This window comes from Aminobacter aganoensis (assembly GCF_014206975.1).
GTDB lineage: Bacteria > Pseudomonadota > Alphaproteobacteria > Rhizobiales > Rhizobiaceae > Aminobacter > Aminobacter aganoensis.
In genome coordinates this window covers 422,320-436,667 of sequence record NZ_JACHOU010000001.1, presented here as the reverse complement: position 1 = coordinate 436,667, position 14,348 = coordinate 422,320, and the positions used below count along the sequence as shown (strand labels likewise).

18 protein-coding genes are annotated in these 14,348 nt (G+C 64.0%); 7 read left to right on the top strand and 11 right to left on the bottom strand.

All coding sequences use genetic code 11. The annotated features are described in order from the left end of the window. Window positions 1-38: 38 nt before the first annotated feature. Window positions 39-1,034 (top strand): nicotinate-nucleotide--dimethylbenzimidazole phosphoribosyltransferase, encoded by a 996-nt coding sequence (locus tag GGR00_RS02115; RefSeq protein WP_055977351.1) that lies wholly within the window; start codon window positions 39-41, stop codon window positions 1,032-1,034. On the opposite strand, the gene GGR00_RS02110 is transcribed toward GGR00_RS02115, so the two are convergent. After that, window positions 1,035-2,552 (bottom strand): sensor histidine kinase, encoded by a 1,518-nt coding sequence (locus GGR00_RS02110; RefSeq protein ID WP_184697552.1) that lies wholly within the window; start codon window positions 2,550-2,552, stop codon window positions 1,035-1,037. Between the two features lie 76 nt (window positions 2,553-2,628). Between GGR00_RS02110 and GGR00_RS02105 the strand changes: the two genes are divergently transcribed. From GGR00_RS02105 to GGR00_RS02090, 4 genes are all read left to right on the top strand, one after another. Further along, window positions 2,629-3,246, top strand: coding sequence for a thermonuclease family protein (locus tag GGR00_RS02105; protein ID WP_184697549.1), 618 nt, complete (start codon window positions 2,629-2,631; stop codon window positions 3,244-3,246). 44 nt (window positions 3,247-3,290) lie between these two features. Continuing rightward, window positions 3,291-3,902 (top strand): glutathione S-transferase, encoded by a 612-nt coding sequence (locus tag GGR00_RS02100; protein WP_184697546.1) that lies wholly within the window; start codon window positions 3,291-3,293, stop codon window positions 3,900-3,902. 2 nt (window positions 3,903-3,904) lie between these two features. Continuing rightward, window positions 3,905-4,531 (top strand): uracil-DNA glycosylase family protein, encoded by a 627-nt coding sequence (locus tag GGR00_RS02095; RefSeq protein WP_184697543.1) that lies wholly within the window; start codon window positions 3,905-3,907, stop codon window positions 4,529-4,531. Window positions 4,532-4,630: 99 nt separating this feature from the next. Further along, window positions 4,631-5,122, top strand: coding sequence for an Lrp/AsnC family transcriptional regulator (locus GGR00_RS02090; protein ID WP_055977336.1), 492 nt, complete (start codon window positions 4,631-4,633; stop codon window positions 5,120-5,122). On the opposite strand, the gene GGR00_RS02085 is transcribed toward GGR00_RS02090, so the two are convergent. The 10 genes from GGR00_RS02085 to moaA form a co-directional block, all read right to left on the bottom strand. Then, window positions 5,123-5,824 (bottom strand): DNA alkylation repair protein, encoded by a 702-nt coding sequence (locus tag GGR00_RS02085; protein WP_184697540.1) that lies wholly within the window; start codon window positions 5,822-5,824, stop codon window positions 5,123-5,125. Window positions 5,825-5,833: 9 nt separating this feature from the next. Continuing rightward, window positions 5,834-6,703, bottom strand: a complete 870-nt coding sequence (locus GGR00_RS02080) for an NAD(P)-dependent oxidoreductase (protein ID WP_184697537.1) — start codon at window positions 6,701-6,703, stop codon at window positions 5,834-5,836. Window positions 6,704-6,800: 97 nt separating this feature from the next. After that, window positions 6,801-7,631: an ABC transporter permease gene (locus tag GGR00_RS02075; RefSeq protein WP_184697534.1), complete on the bottom strand. Its 831-nt coding sequence runs from the start codon at window positions 7,629-7,631 to the stop codon at window positions 6,801-6,803. Then, entirely contained in the window at window positions 7,628-8,341 is a 714-nt protein-coding gene (locus tag GGR00_RS02070; RefSeq protein WP_055977323.1) for an ABC transporter permease, read from the bottom strand. Before GGR00_RS02070 ends, GGR00_RS02075 begins: the two co-directional genes overlap by 4 nt. Before the next feature lie 133 nt (window positions 8,342-8,474). Further along, a complete protein-coding gene (locus GGR00_RS02065; RefSeq protein WP_055977320.1) occupies window positions 8,475-9,254 on the bottom strand; it encodes an ABC transporter substrate-binding protein in 780 nt (259 codons plus the stop codon). Window positions 9,255-9,415: 161 nt separating this feature from the next. Then, a complete protein-coding gene (gene mobB, locus GGR00_RS02060; protein WP_184697531.1) occupies window positions 9,416-9,928 on the bottom strand; it encodes a molybdopterin-guanine dinucleotide biosynthesis protein B in 513 nt (170 codons plus the stop codon). Further along, a complete protein-coding gene (gene mobA, locus GGR00_RS02055) occupies window positions 9,928-10,545 on the bottom strand; it encodes a molybdenum cofactor guanylyltransferase MobA (RefSeq protein ID WP_184697528.1) in 618 nt (205 codons plus the stop codon). Before mobA ends, mobB begins: the two co-directional genes overlap by 1 nt. 4 nt (window positions 10,546-10,549) lie before the next feature. Then, the gene (locus GGR00_RS02050) at window positions 10,550-11,470 is read right to left on the bottom strand and encodes a DMT family transporter (RefSeq protein ID WP_055977311.1); all 921 of its coding nucleotides are present in this window, start codon (window positions 11,468-11,470) and stop codon (window positions 10,550-10,552) included. Between the two features lie 91 nt (window positions 11,471-11,561). Beyond that, a complete protein-coding gene (locus GGR00_RS02045; RefSeq protein ID WP_184697525.1) occupies window positions 11,562-12,032 on the bottom strand; it encodes a hypothetical protein in 471 nt (156 codons plus the stop codon). A gap of 56 nt (window positions 12,033-12,088) precedes the next feature. Then, entirely contained in the window at window positions 12,089-13,084 is a 996-nt protein-coding gene (moaA, locus tag GGR00_RS02040) for a GTP 3',8-cyclase MoaA (RefSeq protein WP_184697522.1), read from the bottom strand. A gap of 198 nt (window positions 13,085-13,282) precedes the next feature. Here moaA and GGR00_RS02035 point away from each other — a divergent pair, with 198 nt between their 5' ends. Both GGR00_RS02035 and GGR00_RS02030 read left to right on the top strand, forming a co-directional pair. Beyond that, complete coding sequence (locus GGR00_RS02035; RefSeq protein WP_210314936.1) at window positions 13,283-13,636, top strand: gamma-butyrobetaine hydroxylase family protein; 354 nt, start codon at window positions 13,283-13,285, stop codon at window positions 13,634-13,636. Window positions 13,637-13,695: 59 nt separating this feature from the next. Then, window positions 13,696-14,307 (top strand): pyridoxamine 5'-phosphate oxidase family protein, encoded by a 612-nt coding sequence (locus GGR00_RS02030; RefSeq protein ID WP_184697519.1) that lies wholly within the window; start codon window positions 13,696-13,698, stop codon window positions 14,305-14,307. Window positions 14,308-14,348: the final 41 nt, after the last annotated feature.

Here is a 14,348-nt window from a genome sequence, read left to right as displayed (position 1 = left end):
TGCGCAGGCGACCATTTTGAACGGCAGGCCCCGCGATCATGACCAGCGCTTCTCCTTTTGACGATTTCCGCAACCTGTTTGCCCACCTGCCTGAAGGCGACGTGGCTCAAGCCGGCAAGGTATGGTCGCTGTTTGCCAAGGCCGACAAGCCGAAGGGGTCGCTCGGCCGTATCGAAGACATCGCTGCCTGGCTGGCACGCTGGACCGGTCGCGCGCCGCCCACAGTGCTCAAGCCGCTTGTCGCCATCTTTGCCGGCAACCATGGCGTGGTTGCCCAGGGCGTTTCGCCACGGCCCATGGAAGCGACGGCCCAACGCGTCGAACTGTGCGCTGCCGGCGGGGCGGCGATCAACCAGATCTGCGTCGCCCACGATCTCGGGCTCAAGGTGTTCGATCTGGCGCTGCACCTGCCTACGGCAGACATCACCGTGGAACCGGCGCTCGATGAACGCGGTTGTGCCGCCACGATGGCGTTCGGCATGGAAGCGATCGCCGGCGGCACCGACCTGTTCTGCATCGGCGACCTCGGCGTCGCCAACACGACGATTGCGGCGGCACTTTCCGCGGCGCTGTTCGGTGGCAAGGGGGCGGACTGGGTTGGGCCCGGCTCCGGGGCCGATGCCGCGATGCAGGCACGCAAGGCCGAGGTCGTCGACCGCGCGCTGGCGCTGCATGGCGATCATCTCCACGATCCGTTCGAGGTGCTGCGCCGCCTCGGCGGGCGCGAATTCGCGGCGATCGCCGGTGCCATCCTTGCCGCGCGCATGGAAAAGATCCCGGTGCTGCTCGATGGATTTGCGACGTCGGCCGCTGCCGCCGTGCTCTACTCGGCCAATCCTGCCGCGCTCGACCATTGCATGTTTTCGCATGTGTCGACCGAGCCGGGCCATGCGCGGCTGCTGGCGAAGCTCGGTGCCCGGCCCTTGCTGGGCCTCGGCATCGACCATGGCGAAGCGGTTGGGGCGGGCCTTGCCGCCGGCCTGGTCAAGACGGCGGCACAGATCAGCTCCGGAATGGCCGCGGCCGTCAAATAGCTAGCGGCTGCCCGTCGCGCTGCGCGGCTGCATGTTGGGCAACCCGTCGATCACCCGCGCAGCCGGGAAGATGGCGATCGCTTCGGTGCCCTCGCGCAGCTTCGACCGAAGGTCGAACTCGCCGCCATGCAGCGCGAGCAGGCCTTGCACGATGGGCAGGCCAAGGCCGGTGCCCTGTTCCGCGCTCTTGATGGCGATCGAGCCCTGGCCGAATGCCGACAGCACGACCGGGATCTCCTCGGCGGGGATGCCTGGTCCGTTGTCCTTGACCGAGATGTACTGGCCGCCGCCGGCGGTCCAGCCCACCCGCACGCGGATGTCGCCGCCGGTCGGGGAGAACTTGATGGCGTTGGACAACAGGTTGAGCGTGATCTGGCGGATGGCGCGCTCGTCGCCAAGCATGCGCGGCAACGCCGGCTCGAATTGCTCGATGATACGCAAATCCTTGTTGCGCGCCTTCAGCTCCATCATGTGACAGCAGTCCTCGACGATCGAAAGCAGCTGCTGGGGTTCTTCATTGAGCTGGTAGCGCCCGGCCTCGATGCGCGACAGGTCGAGGATCTCGTTGATGAGATCGAGCAAATGCTGGCCGGAATCGTGGATGTCGCGGGAGTATTCGCGGTAGGTCGGGCTGTTGATCGGGCCCAGCACCTCGCCGGCCATGACCTCGGAGAAACCGAGGATGGCGTTGAGCGGCGTGCGCAGTTCGTGGCTCATCGTGGCGAGAAAGCGCGACTTGGCGAGGTTGGCGTCTTCGGCGCGACGGCGCGCCTCGTCGGACATGGCCTTTGCCGTTTCAAGCTCGGCGATGAGCGCGTCCATTTCGGAGCGAAACGACATCAGCATCAGCGCCGAGCGGTTCATGGTCTTGGCGACATAGGAGAAGAAGGGCAGGGCCACCACCAGTAACGCCACCAAGAGCATGCCCAGCGGCTCGGTCAACCTGGCACCAAAAGCGGCATAGGCGGCGACAGGCACGGCGAAGGTCACGGCCAGCGCGCCGCGCAGCGAGGATGCCACGATAGCGGTCGCGGCCATGGCGACGAGCAGGAAGACGCCCTTGGCGATCGCCAGCACGTCGGGTCCGCATGCCGCGCACGTCATCGCCGCCAGATAGGCCCAGGACAGGCCGGTGACGAAGTGGCCGACGAGGAAATTGCGACGTATCGCCGACGGCGGCATGACGGCGGCTGCCGCCTCGTCGGCGCGGCGCGCGAGGATGGCCAGGCCGACATAGGCCAGGATGGCGATCAGCGCCCAGGCCAGGATGTCGCCGTCGGCGCCAAGCATCAGTCCGATGCCGGCGAAGATGACGATCAGCAGTGGAAGCGTTGCCGAGTTGGCGACGATCGAATTGGCGTGGAGTTTCAGCAGCTCGCGGTCGAAGACCAGCCCGCCGGGCTGTTGCGACAGGCGATCGCGTGTCTTGCGCACAGCACGCGCGACATCGCTGTTGCGATGGCGTTTCCTGCGGTCCACAATGATCTTGTCCGCCGTGTTAGAGCGTTGCAACGGCATGTGATATTTCGATTTACGCGCGCGCCTCAATTACACCTGCACGCTACGTCCGAATGATTAAGGGATTGTTTGCCATATGAGCCGTTCGTGGCCGGGCAGGCCGCGGCAGCGGTATTTCAGGCGCCCGCGCAGCCGCTGGCGCAAGCTTGCCGACTATTTGCTGGCAGCAGCGGTGATGGGGTTGCTGCTCCTTGTTTCGGCGCGGCTGGACCGGTTCGAAACGCGCAGCACCCAGGGTGCGGCGGTCATCAACGATGGCGATTCGATCACGCTTGGCAGCGAGCGTATCCGCCTGCGCGGTATCGATGCGCCGGAATTCGGCCAGGTCTGCAGGAAGGACGGGGCCGAGTACCCGTGCGGCAAGCGCTCGCGCGAGGCGTTGTCCAGGCTTGTCGCCGGACGCCAGGTGACCTGCACCGGTTGGGAGCGCGACAAGTACGGACGGTTGCTTGGAGAATGCAGTGTCGGCAGCACCGATCTCAATCGTGCCCAGGTGGATGCCGGCTGGGCCGTCGCCTATGGCGGCTACGAGGCTGAAGAGGCGGCGGCGCGGCGCGGTCGCAGAGGGCTTTGGGCTGGTAAGTTCGACCGCCCGCGCGACTGGCGCACCATGCATGGAACGATGGCCGAGGCCGAACATGGCAGCTACGGACGTATCCTCAACTGGCTGCGGGAAATCTTTCGGTTCTCGTAGCTTGGGGCTTATAGTCCGGGCAGTGCAATCACGGGGAGGAGCCGATGAAGCTGTTTGACGGAGGGCGTGCGCCGAACCCCAGGCGTGTCCGTGTGTTCCTTGCGGAGAAAGGCATCGAAGTGCCCATGGTCCGCGTCGACATGGGCGCGATGGAGCACAGGAAGGAAGACGTTTCCTCGCGCAATCCGCTACAGCGCCTGCCTGTGCTCGAACTGGACGACGGCACGATCCTCACCGAATCGATCGCGATCTGCCGCTACTTCGAGGAATTCCATACCGAGCCTGCCCTGTTCGGTCGTGGCGCCGTGGGCAAGGCGCTGGTCGAGATGTGGCAGAGGCGCATCGAGCTCAACCTGTTCCTGCCGGTGGGTTTTGCGTTCCGCCACATCCATCCGGCCATGAGGGAATGGGAGGTGCCGCAGGTGCCCGAGTGGGGCGAGGCGAACAAACCCAAGGTTCTTGCATTCCTGGCGCTTCTCGACAGGGAACTCGGCGGTCGCGAATTCGCAGCCGGCGACAGCTATTCCATCGCCGACATCACCGGCCTGATTGCCATCGATTTCATGAAGCCCGCGCGGATCGTCGTTCCGGAAGAACTTTCCAACGTCTGGCGCTGGTATCGGGCACTCGCGGCGCGGCCCAGCGCCGGCGCCTGATCATGTCTCTGGAACTCGACCGCCTGTTCAGCGAGATCATGGCCTGCCGCATCTGCGTCGAGCACCCTGTGGGCAAGCCCATGCCGCATGAGCCCAGGCCTGTGGTGAGGCCGTCTGCCACGGCACGGATACTGATCGCCGGACAGGCACCCGGCACCAAGGTGCACCTGAGCGGCGCGCCCTTCACCGACGCCTCCGGCGACAGGCTGCGGGACTGGCTGGGAGCCAGTTCGGAGGAGTTCTATGATCCGGCCAAGTTTGCCATCGTGTCGATGGGCTTCTGCTTTCCCGGGCAGGATGCCAAGGGCGGGGACCTGCCGCCGCGGCGGGAGTGCGCGCCGGCGTGGCGAGCCCGACTGATGGCGCTGATGCCGCAGGTCGACCTCGTTCTGGCCGTCGGTCAGTATGCGCAGCGATGGCATCTCGGGAACACGCGCGCCGGCACGCTGACTGAAACCGTGGCTGGCTGGCGCGGCATCTGGGAGCGTTCGTCATCGCCGCATCTGCTGCCCTTGCCGCATCCCTCCTGGCGTACCTTCGCTTGGGCCAAGCGGAATCCCTGGTTCGAAATGGAATTGCTGCCTTTTCTCAAGGCAGAAATCCGAAATCGTCTCGGCCCGACGAAATAGAAATCAATACCGAAGATGCCAGGTGCGTGGAGAATTCCTTTCTTGTATGATGTGGTAAATGAAAGGATTATGGCGAACCTTTTCTAACGGAGCCCGCATATGGACCGCCTCGACAGGAAAATTCTTCGCCTCCTCCAGGAGGACGCGACACTGGCCGTCGCCGACGTCGCCAAGAAAGTCGGACTGTCCACCACGCCGTGCTGGCGCCGCATCCAGAAGCTTGAGGAAGAAGGCGTCATCAAGCGCCGCGTTGCACTGCTCGACCCCGAGAAGATCAATGCGCGTGTCACCGTCTTCGTGGCGATCCGCACCAATTCGCACAGCCACGAATGGCTGCGCCGATTCTCCGAAGTGATCCAGGAATTCCCCGAGGTGATCGAATTCTACCGCATGAGCGGCGACGTCGATTACCTGCTGCGCGTGGTCGTGCCCGACATCGCCGCCTACGACGCCTTCTACAAGCGGCTGATCGCCAAGATCGAGATCCGCGACGTGTCGTCGTCCTTCGCCATGGAGCAGATCAAGTACACGACCGAGATGCCGCTCGATTACATGGTTCTCGACAAGGAAAGCGGCGCGTCGGCAGCGTGATCAGCGCTTCTTTGCGTTCAATCGCTCGAGCGTCCTGGGATCGGTGAGTTCGCGCACTGCGTCCTTGCCAATCCATCTTGCCGTCTTGTCGGGTGATGCCGCCAGTTTTTCCGCCAATGCCAGTGTCGGCGGGTGGAGCGCAAGTGAGCGCTTGCCGACCTGCCTGAGTGCCCAATTGACCGCCTTCTTGACGAAGTTCCGGCCGTCGCCCGCGTGCGCCTCGACCAGTCCGAGCCAGGCGACGAATGTGTCGTCCGTTTCCTTCTTCAGGTGCATGGCTGCCGTGGCGATGGTCGAGAAGGCCGTGCGGCGAATGAATTCGCGTTGGTCGGCGGCGTAGGCCGGGATGATCTCGTGGGCGAGCTTGGCCTCGCAAATGAGGTGCGCGGCATGGTCGACGATCTCCCAGCTGTCGAACTCCGCCGCCATGGCGTCGATCTGGGGCCTCGTCACCCGCGAAGGCTCGTCGGTCAGGATCGCCAGCAGGCGCGCCTCGCGGAGGTCAGTGGTCCATAGGGCCGCCGACCTGGCATGATCGCGCTTTAGCTGTCGCGCGATCGGGTTGAGTACGGCATTCGGGATGCCGAGGGCGCGGTCGGTGGCGATGCCGAAACGCGCCATTCCGGCCCGTTTTTCCTCCGAGGCGAGCGTGAGCAGATGCGCTGCTATCTCCTCGGCGGTCGATGCCGGCGACAGCGCCATGTCGCGACGCTATTTCTCGAGGCGGGCGAGCAGCGACGAGGTATCCCAGCGCTTGCCGCCCATGGCCTGCACGTCCTTGTAGAACTGGTCGACGAGGGCGGTCACCGGCAGCCTGGCGCCGTTGCGGTCGGCCTCGTCGAGGCAGATGCCGAGGTCCTTGCGCATCCAGTCGACGGCAAAGCCGAAATCGTAGTTGCCGGCATTCATGGTCTTGTGGCGGTTCTCCATCTGCCAGGAGCCGGCGGCCCCCTTGGAGATGACGTCGACGACCTTCTCGATGTCGAGACCGGCCTTCTTGCCGAAATGGATGCCTTCGGCGAGTCCCTGGACGAGGCCCGCGATGCAGATTTGGTTGATCATCTTGGTCAACTGACCGGCACCCGCCGGCCCCATCAGGCCGACCATGCGGGCAAAGGAATCGATGATCGGCCTGGCGCGGTCGAATGCGTCCTGTTCGCCGCCGACCATGACGGTGAGTATCCCATTCTCGGCTCCCGCCTGGCCGCCGGATACCGGCGCGTCGAGGAAATGGAAGCCGCCGGCCCGGGCTGCGGCGTCGAGTTCGCGGGCGACTTCGGCCGAGGCCGTGGTGTTGTCGATGAATACGGCGCCCTTGTTCATCGACTGGAACGCACCGTGGGCACCGATGGTGACTTCGCGTAGGTCGTCATCATTGCCGACGCAGGCGAAGACGAAATCCTTGCCGCGGGCCGCTTCCGCCGGCGTCGGCGCAAACGCACCGCCATGCTGGTCGGCCCATTTCTGGGCCTTTGCCGCCGTGCGGTTGTAGACGGTCACGTCGTGCCCGCCCTTGTTCTTGAGATGGCCCGCCATGGGATAGCCCATGACTCCAAGACCAAGGAACGCGACCGATGCCATGGCTCACCCTTTCGAAGTGCAAATGTTCTGGTGCCCGTGGTCTATGCCATCGGACGAATTCGTCAAGACGATCCTGGTTGGGCCAGCGGCCGCAAGGTCAGCGATGCAGGTGGCGCGTGATGCGCCGTTCGATCCAGTCGACAAGGTGGCGCAATGTCTCGACCAGCGACAGGTAGAGCAGGGCCGCCCAAAGGTAGGTCTGGAAATCGAAAGTGCGCGAGAATGCCCGGCGGGTTTCGCCCATCAGGTCGTAGACGGTGATGATGGCGACGATGGCCGAGCCCTTGATCATCAGGATGACCTCGTTGCCGTAAGGCCGCAGGGCGACGATCAGCGCTTGCGGCAGCACGATCTTGTAGAGCGTCTGCAGTTTCGACAGACCAAGGGCGGAAGCCGCCTCCCACTGGCCTTTTCCGACGCTTTCGATGGCGCCCCGCAGGATCTCGGCCTGATAGGCCGCGGTATTGAGCGCGAAGGCGAAGACAGCACAATACCAGGCCTCGCGGAAGAAGCTCCACAGGCCGATCGCCTCGAGCTGGGGCCTGAAGGATCCGAAGCCGTAATAGATCAGGAAGGTCTGGGCGAGCAGCGGCGTGCCGCGGAAGAAATAGACGTAGCCGTAGGAAATTGCGTTCAGCACCCGGTTCTTCGACATGCGGGCGTAGCAGATCGGCAGCGACAGGATGGCGCCCAGCACGATCGACACCGCGACGAGCGTCAGCGTGACGCGCAGGCCGGAGAGATAAGACGGCGCGTATTTGGCGAAGAGTTCGGGGTTCCAGGCGCGGAACAGATAGACGACAAGGCTGAGGGCGAGGGCAGACCAAAGCCCGACCAGGGCCCAGCCCATGATGCGCTCGCGGGACCAGCCGCGCGGCGGTGACGGTGGGCGCTGGACCTTGACGGCCGTATCGCTGGACGCGCTCATCGTTGCGCCTCCCGCTTGCCGACCCAGCGTTCGATGGCGCCGATGCCGAAGGACGAGATGATGGCAAGCGCCAGGTAGATGAGGCAGGCGACGCCGAAAAACATGAATGCGTGCTTGGTGACGCGGGCGGCGATGCTGCTCTGGCGCACGATGTCGGTCAGGCCGATGGCCGAGACGAGTGCGGTGTCCTTGAGCAGGATGAGCCAGAGATTGGACAGGCCGGGAAGGGCGATGCGGACCAGTTGCGGCAGGATCACCAGCCGCATGGTCTGGCGCGACGACAGCCCGACGGAATAGCCGCCTTCATACTGGCCCCTGGGGATGGCGCGGAAGGCGGAAAGGAAAACCTCGCTGGCGTAGGAGGAGAACACCACGCCGAGCGCGATCATTCCGGCGACGAAGCTGTTGATCTCGACGACCGCTTCGGGCCGCACCAGCCGCACCAGCTGCTGGACGCCGATCTGCGCGCCGTAGAACACCAGGAACAGCGTCAGCAGTTCCGGAAGGCCGCGAAAGATGGTCGTGTAGATGTTGCCGGCGAGCCTCATCGACGCTTCGCCGGATTGCTTGGCGAGCGCCACCAGGAAACCGATCAGAAGCCCGAGCGGCAATGTGACCAGCGCGAGCGAAACGGTGACGAGCACGCCATAGGCAAGATCGTCGCCCCACCCGTCGGGTCCGAAACTCAGAAGCGCCCAGACGCTTTGCATCGGTCGGCTGTCCCCTTTGGCCTCCGGTGGCCGGAGTGCCGCCGCCTTTGATGACGGCTTGTTGTTATGTCCATGTTAGCCAAACGGCGGGAACTTGTCCCGCCGCCTGATCCGTTTTCAAGCCAATGGCGGCTCAATCGCCATAAACGTCGAACTTGAAGTACTTGTCGTTGATTTCCTTGTACTTTCCGTTAGCGCGAATAGCCGCGATCGCTGCGGTGAACTGATCGGCCAAAGCGGTGTCGCCCTTGCGGACGCCGACGCCGGCGCCATCGCCGTGGATTTCGGGCATGTTCGGAATCGTGCCGACGATCTTGCAGCAGGCGCCATCAGCCGTCTCCAGCCAGTTGCCCATGGTCACGGCGTCGTCGCTGACCGCATCGAGACGGCCATTGGCCATGTCGAGCTTGTATTCTTCGGCGGTCGGGTACGACTTGATCTCGCTGTCGGTGAAGACCTTCTCGGCGTAGTTGTAGTGAATGGTCGATCCCTGGACGCCGATCGTCTTGCCGGCGAGGTCTTCCTTGGTCACGCCCTTGATGTCGCTGTCCTTGGCGGCGGCGATCACGGCCGGCGTGTTGATGTACTTCTTGGAGAAGTCGATTTTCTCCTTGCGTTCCGGGGTGATCGACATCTGGGCGATGATGGCGTCGAACTTGCCGGCCTGCAGGGCGGGGATCATGCCGTCCCATTCCTGGGCGACGATCTCGCACTTCGCCTTCATCTCCTCGCAGAGCGCATTGGCGATGTCGACGTCGAAGCCGACAAGCTTACCGTCGGACGTCAGGCTGTTGTAGGGAGGGTATGCGCCTTCGGTGGCGATCTTGATCGATTTCTCCTGCGCCTGGGCCATGCCGATGGTCAGGGCAAGTGCAGCCGATGCTGCCAGGGCGATACGCATGGAAATACCCATAGTGTTCCTCTCTTTTTTCGCTTTCGGCCGGTTCCGTCCCTTCGGCCGTTGAGCGGAGAATTTCCGCCGATGGGGCGGATACTCCCACTCTTTTCAGTTGAAAATCAATGGCAAAAAGGGTTGTTGCAGCGCCTGTTGTGAACATCTCCGGTGACGCTGCGTCAGCGTTTGCCGAGGCCCGATCTTGCTTCGACGAAGTCGGCGATCGACTTGATGTCGTCGATGCCGAACACCGGCACCTGCTCGCCCTCGACGGGATGATCCGAAGCTATGGCGACGATTGCGGGGTCCTTGGCGGTCAGCGGCGAACGGTCTTTCGCCTCCAGCCGCCGCGCCTCGATCTTGAGATGGTTTTCGCGCTTGTAGCCCTCGATCAACACCAGGTCGCATGGGCCGAGCCTTGCCAATACCTCGTCCAGCGTCGGCTCGTCCTCGCCGCGCAGCTCGTGCATCAGCGCCCAGCGCCGGCCCGAAACGATGGCGACTTCCGTCGCGCCGGCCTCGCGGTGGCGGAAGCTGTCGGCGCCGGGCTTGTCGATGTCGAAGTCATGGTGCGCGTGCTTGATGGTCGACACCTTCCAGCCGCGCCCGGCCAGTTCGCTGACCAGACGCTCGGTCAGCGTCGTCTTGCCGGAGTTCTTCCAGCCGGTGATGCCGAATACGCGATGCGCCATCAGTTGGCTCCGTCCAGAATCCGTTCGGCCTCTGCGAGGTCCCCGGGCGTATTGATGTTGAAGAATGGGTCGACGGTTCCCGCCCCGAACGGCACGGTGGGAAAGTCCACCACGTACAGGCCCGCCTGTTCGATGAACGTCATCACCCGGCGGGTATCGCCACTTTCAAGAAACGCCGCAAGGCCATCGCGCAGCGACAGCGGCCACAGCGCGAAAGTGGGGTGCATGCGCCCGTTCGAAGCGGCAACGGCGCCGTGGTCTCCTCTGGATGCCAGTTGGACGGCAAGGTCGGCCGGAAAGAACGGTGTGTCGCCGGCGACGCTGAGGAGGTGGCTGACGCCGGGTTTTTGTGCCGCCCATTCCAGCCCGGCGAGAATTCCCGCCAGCGGGCCCTGGTGGCCGGCGATCGTGTCGGCGACGATGTCGGCGCCGAAATTGGCAAAGAGCGCGGCGTCGGCGTTCGTGTTGATGGCGATCGGAGCGGCCTGGGGCTGAAGACGATCGAGCACACGGACCACCATAGGGCGCCCGCCGAGCGGCAACAGCGTCTTGTCGGTGCCGCCCATCCGGCTCGAACGGCCGCCGGCGAGGATGAGGCCTGCGATCTGCCCTGCCATGCTCTCAGATCCCGTCGGGCGCCATCGAGGCGCTGGTGCTCTCGGCCGCCGGCCGGGCCTTGCCGACGATGCGCTCGCGGTAAAGCGAATAGAGGCCCGATGCGACGATGACCGCGGCCCCGGCTATCATGGCAAGGTCGGGGATGTCGCGGAAGACGACGACGCTGAGCGTGATCGCCCAAATCAGCGCCGTGTAGCGGAAGGGTGCGATGAAGGAGATTTCGCCTTCGCGCATGGCCATGATGACGAACTGGTAGCCGAACAGGACCAGGACTGCGGCGCCGGCGAGGTAGAGGACGAGCTCGGACGTCATCGGCACCCAGCCGCCGAAAGGCACGATCGTCAGCGCTCCCGTGACGGTAATGACGATGGTGGTGACCGTGGAGACGAACAGGGACGGGACGTGATCGGGGATCTTGCGCGTCGCCAGGTCGCGCACGGCGCAGAAGGCGACCGAAAGCAGAGCCAGCAGGGAAAAGGCGTTGAAGCCGTCGAAGCCCGGTCGCACGATGATCAGCACGCCGCTGAAACCGGCGACGATGGCGAGCCAGCGGCGCCAGCCCACGCCTTCGCCGAGGAACAGCGCCGCACCCATGGTGACCGCCAGCGGCAGCGCCTGCAGCACGGCCGAGATGTTTGCCAGCGGCAGATGCGGCAGGGTGGCGAGAAAACACACGGTTGCGCCAACCTCGCCGACAAGGCGCAGGAACACCATCGGATGCCAGAACTGGCCCGCGCCCTTCAGCGCGCCCTGCTGCCAGGCCAGCAGGCTGATCAACGTGGTGGCGAACAGCCCGCGCACCAGCATGAGCTGGCCCGGATTGATGGTCTGGGCGGCGAGCTTGCTCAGCGTGTCGTTGAAGGTGAAGGCGGCCATTGCGACCACCATGAACATGGCGCCGCGGACATTCGAGGAAAGTGGCACTTGGGCTTTCCGTTGCTGCTGTTGCCTACGGCTTTAGCATTGGTGCGCGAAACAGCAATGGCAAACACATGGACCAGTGGCTGCTACGTCATCACGGCCCGACGAGGCTGTCGGCGATCGCGCGAACGAGCGGGTCGTATTTCGACCGCGTGGTGGCAGGGTATTTGAGCAGGAACGCATGGATGACGCCGTCGCGGCCGAACTCCAGGCGGTGATAGAAGATGTCAGGCCCGTCGTGCCCCGAGAGCACGACCCAATCCTTGCCGACCTTGCGATAGGTGATCGTCACGCCTTCGGAGCTGAAGTCGGCCAGCTGTTCGGGTGTCTGGTCGAGGGCATTGTTGGACCCGTAGACGGCAAGGCTCGCGCCATCGGGGGCCAGGAAGGTCATGCCGTCGCCGTTGGCCGGCTCCCCGGCTCGGCTGGTGAAGACCTCGAGCGGGAACGTTACCGACGTGCCGAAGCGGGCATTGGTGTAGATGAACGGCTCGGCCATCGCGGATGAGGCCAACGGAAATGCGAGCAAGATGGCGGACAGCGCCGTTGCGAGCCGGTAAGCCATGCCAACTGTACCCCTCGAGGAAACCAGTCTTGCCTATGCGGTGGATGCCGATCCGCTCAGCCGCCGGTCACGCTCATATGGCGCGAGACGGCCGGTCGGTTGGTTCGGCGGTCAATGACGAAGTCGTGACCCTTGGGCTTGCGGCCGATCGCCTCGTCGATGGCGTTCGACAGGAGCTCGTTGCCCTCGGACGCACGCAACGGCGCCCTGAGGTCGGCGTCGTCGTTCTGGCCTAGGCACATGTAGAGCGTACCGGTGCAGGTCAGCCGCACGCGGTTGCAGCTCTCGCAGAAATTATGCGTCATCGGCGTGATGAATCCGAGCCGGCCGCCGGTCTCGGCGACCTGCACATAACGCGCTGGGCCGCCGGTCTTGAACGGAATGTCGGTCAGCGTGAACTGACGCTCGAGATTGGCCCGGAGCAGTGACAGCGGCAGGTACTGGTCGGTGCGGTCGCCATCGATCTCGCCCATCGGCATGGTCTCGATGACGGTCAGGTCCATGCCGCGGCCGTTGGCCCAACGCAGCATTTCGGGGATTTCGAGGTCGTTGAAGCCCTTGAGCGCCACGGCATTGAGCTTGATGTGCAGGCCGGCGGCCTGGGCAGCGTCGATGCCTTCCATCACCTTGGCGAGGTTGCCCCATCGCGTGATGGTGTGAAACTTGTCGGCGTCGAGCGTGTCGAGCGACACATTGATGCGCTTGACGCCGCAATCGGCGAGTTCCCTGGCGAAGCGCGACAGTTGCGAGCCGTTGGTGGTCAGCGTCAACTCTTCGAGCGCACCGCTGTCGAGGTGACGCGACAACTGGCGGACGAGGTACATGATGTTCTTGCGAACCAGCGGTTCGCCGCCGGTCAGGCGCAGCTTCTTGACGCCCTTTTGGATGAATACGGTGCAGAGCCGGTCGATTTCCTCGAGCGACAACAGGTCTTTCTTGGGCAGGAAGGCCATGTCTTCGGCCATGCAATAGGTGCAACGGAAATCGCAGCGGTCCGTAACCGACACGCGAAGGTAGCTGATCGAGCGACCGAAAGGATCGATCATGTCCATGCGCTGCGCTTCCGTTCCCATTCGAAGGCCTCTGCGCGCCCTCCATAATAGGGCTATGTCGTGAGGCGCGAGCTGTCAATCAAGATCAACATTATTGCCTCAGGGTAGAATCCGCCGCTGACGCCAGCGAGCCGCCGGTTACGGCTTTTCGTGCGCTTCGAAGCGGGGTAGGGAAGGTCAGCCAACACAGGAATTGCCATGACCGCGCCGAAGGAACTCCGGGTCGCCAAAGACCGCAAGCTGTTGACGGTGACCTTTCCCGATCACCGGCCGTTCGAACTGCCGGCCGAATTGCTGCGCGTGCTTTCGCCCTCGGCGGAAGTGCAGGGCCATTCGCCGGAGCAGCGGGTGACCGTGCCCGGCAAGAAGAACGTCGCGATCCTCAAGATCGAGCCGGTGGGCAATTACGCGGTGCGCATCACCTTCGACGATTTCCACGACACCGGCATCTTCACCTGGAACTACCTCCACACGCTCGGCCACGAGAAGGACAGGCGCTGGCAGGAATATCTCGACGAGCTTGCCCAGAAGGGCATGAGCCGCGATCGATAGGCCTGTCGTCGGCCTTTCACATGGTCTGGCTAAAGGGAGCGGAAACTGAGGGCAGGGTGATGTCGGTCATCTCGACGATTGAGCAGCTTGAAGCGTTGTACGGGCTTCCCGGCGAAACGTCGCTGGTCAAGGAACTCGACCACATCATCCCCGAATATGCCGCCTTCATCGAGGCTTCGCCTTTCGTTTCGCTGGCGACCAGCGGACCGGAGGGGCTCGATTGCTCGCCGCGCGGCGATCTTGCCGGCTTCGTGCGCATCCACGACCCACGCACGCTGATGATGCCTGATCGGCGCGGCAACAACCGTGCCGACTCGCTGAGAAACATCATCCGCGACCCCCGCGTGGCATTGCTGTTTCTCGTGCCAGGCTCGGGCACCACGCTGCGCGTCAACGGCCGTGCCCATGTCACCGTCGATGCCAAGCGCTGCGCGTCGTTCACCGTCGAGGGCAAGCCGGCTCGCTCGGTCACTGTCATCGAGGTCCAGTCGGTCTATTTCCAGTGCGCCCGCGCGATCGTCCGGTCCGATTTGTGGAATCCGGAAAGGCACGTCGACCCGAAGACGCTGCCAACCCCCGGACAGATCCTCGCCGTCACCAGCCGGGACGGCATCGACGGCGAAACATATGATCGCGAATGGCCGGAGCGCGCCAAGAAGTCGATGTGGTAGCCCCAGCTGGCTTGAGTTGCGGCCTTGCGGCTCAACACAAC

Coding starts and splice junctions, on each gene's coding strand:
- GGR00_RS02045 (WP_184697525.1), bottom strand. CDS start 12,032: ATGGCTTACCGGCTCGCAACGGCGCTGTCCGCCATCTTGCTCGCATTT.
- GGR00_RS02030 (WP_184697519.1), top strand. CDS start 13,696: ATGTCGGTCATCTCGACGATTGAGCAGCTTGAAGCGTTGTACGGGCTT.
- GGR00_RS02090 (WP_055977336.1), top strand. CDS start 4,631: ATGGACCGCCTCGACAGGAAAATTCTTCGCCTCCTCCAGGAGGACGCG.
- GGR00_RS02105 (WP_184697549.1), top strand. CDS start 2,629: ATGAGCCGTTCGTGGCCGGGCAGGCCGCGGCAGCGGTATTTCAGGCGC.
- GGR00_RS02110 (WP_184697552.1), bottom strand. CDS start 2,552: ATGCCGTTGCAACGCTCTAACACGGCGGACAAGATCATTGTGGACCGC.
- GGR00_RS02065 (WP_055977320.1), bottom strand. CDS start 9,254: ATGGGTATTTCCATGCGTATCGCCCTGGCAGCATCGGCTGCACTTGCC.
- moaA (WP_184697522.1), bottom strand. CDS start 13,084: ATGGACATGATCGATCCTTTCGGTCGCTCGATCAGCTACCTTCGCGTG.
- mobA (WP_184697528.1), bottom strand. CDS start 10,545: ATGGCAGGGCAGATCGCAGGCCTCATCCTCGCCGGCGGCCGTTCGAGC.
- GGR00_RS02085 (WP_184697540.1), bottom strand. CDS start 5,824: ATGGCGCTGTCGCCGGCATCGACCGCCGAGGAGATAGCAGCGCATCTG.
- GGR00_RS02100 (WP_184697546.1), top strand. CDS start 3,291: ATGAAGCTGTTTGACGGAGGGCGTGCGCCGAACCCCAGGCGTGTCCGT.
- mobB (WP_184697531.1), bottom strand. CDS start 9,928: ATGGCGCATCGCGTATTCGGCATCACCGGCTGGAAGAACTCCGGCAAG.
- GGR00_RS02035 (WP_210314936.1), top strand. CDS start 13,283: ATGACCGCGCCGAAGGAACTCCGGGTCGCCAAAGACCGCAAGCTGTTG.
- GGR00_RS02075 (WP_184697534.1), bottom strand. CDS start 7,631: ATGAGCGCGTCCAGCGATACGGCCGTCAAGGTCCAGCGCCCACCGTCA.
- GGR00_RS02080 (WP_184697537.1), bottom strand. CDS start 6,703: ATGGCATCGGTCGCGTTCCTTGGTCTTGGAGTCATGGGCTATCCCATG.
- GGR00_RS02095 (WP_184697543.1), top strand. CDS start 3,905: ATGTCTCTGGAACTCGACCGCCTGTTCAGCGAGATCATGGCCTGCCGC.
- GGR00_RS02115 (WP_055977351.1), top strand. CDS start 39: ATGACCAGCGCTTCTCCTTTTGACGATTTCCGCAACCTGTTTGCCCAC.
- GGR00_RS02070 (WP_055977323.1), bottom strand. CDS start 8,341: ATGCAAAGCGTCTGGGCGCTTCTGAGTTTCGGACCCGACGGGTGGGGC.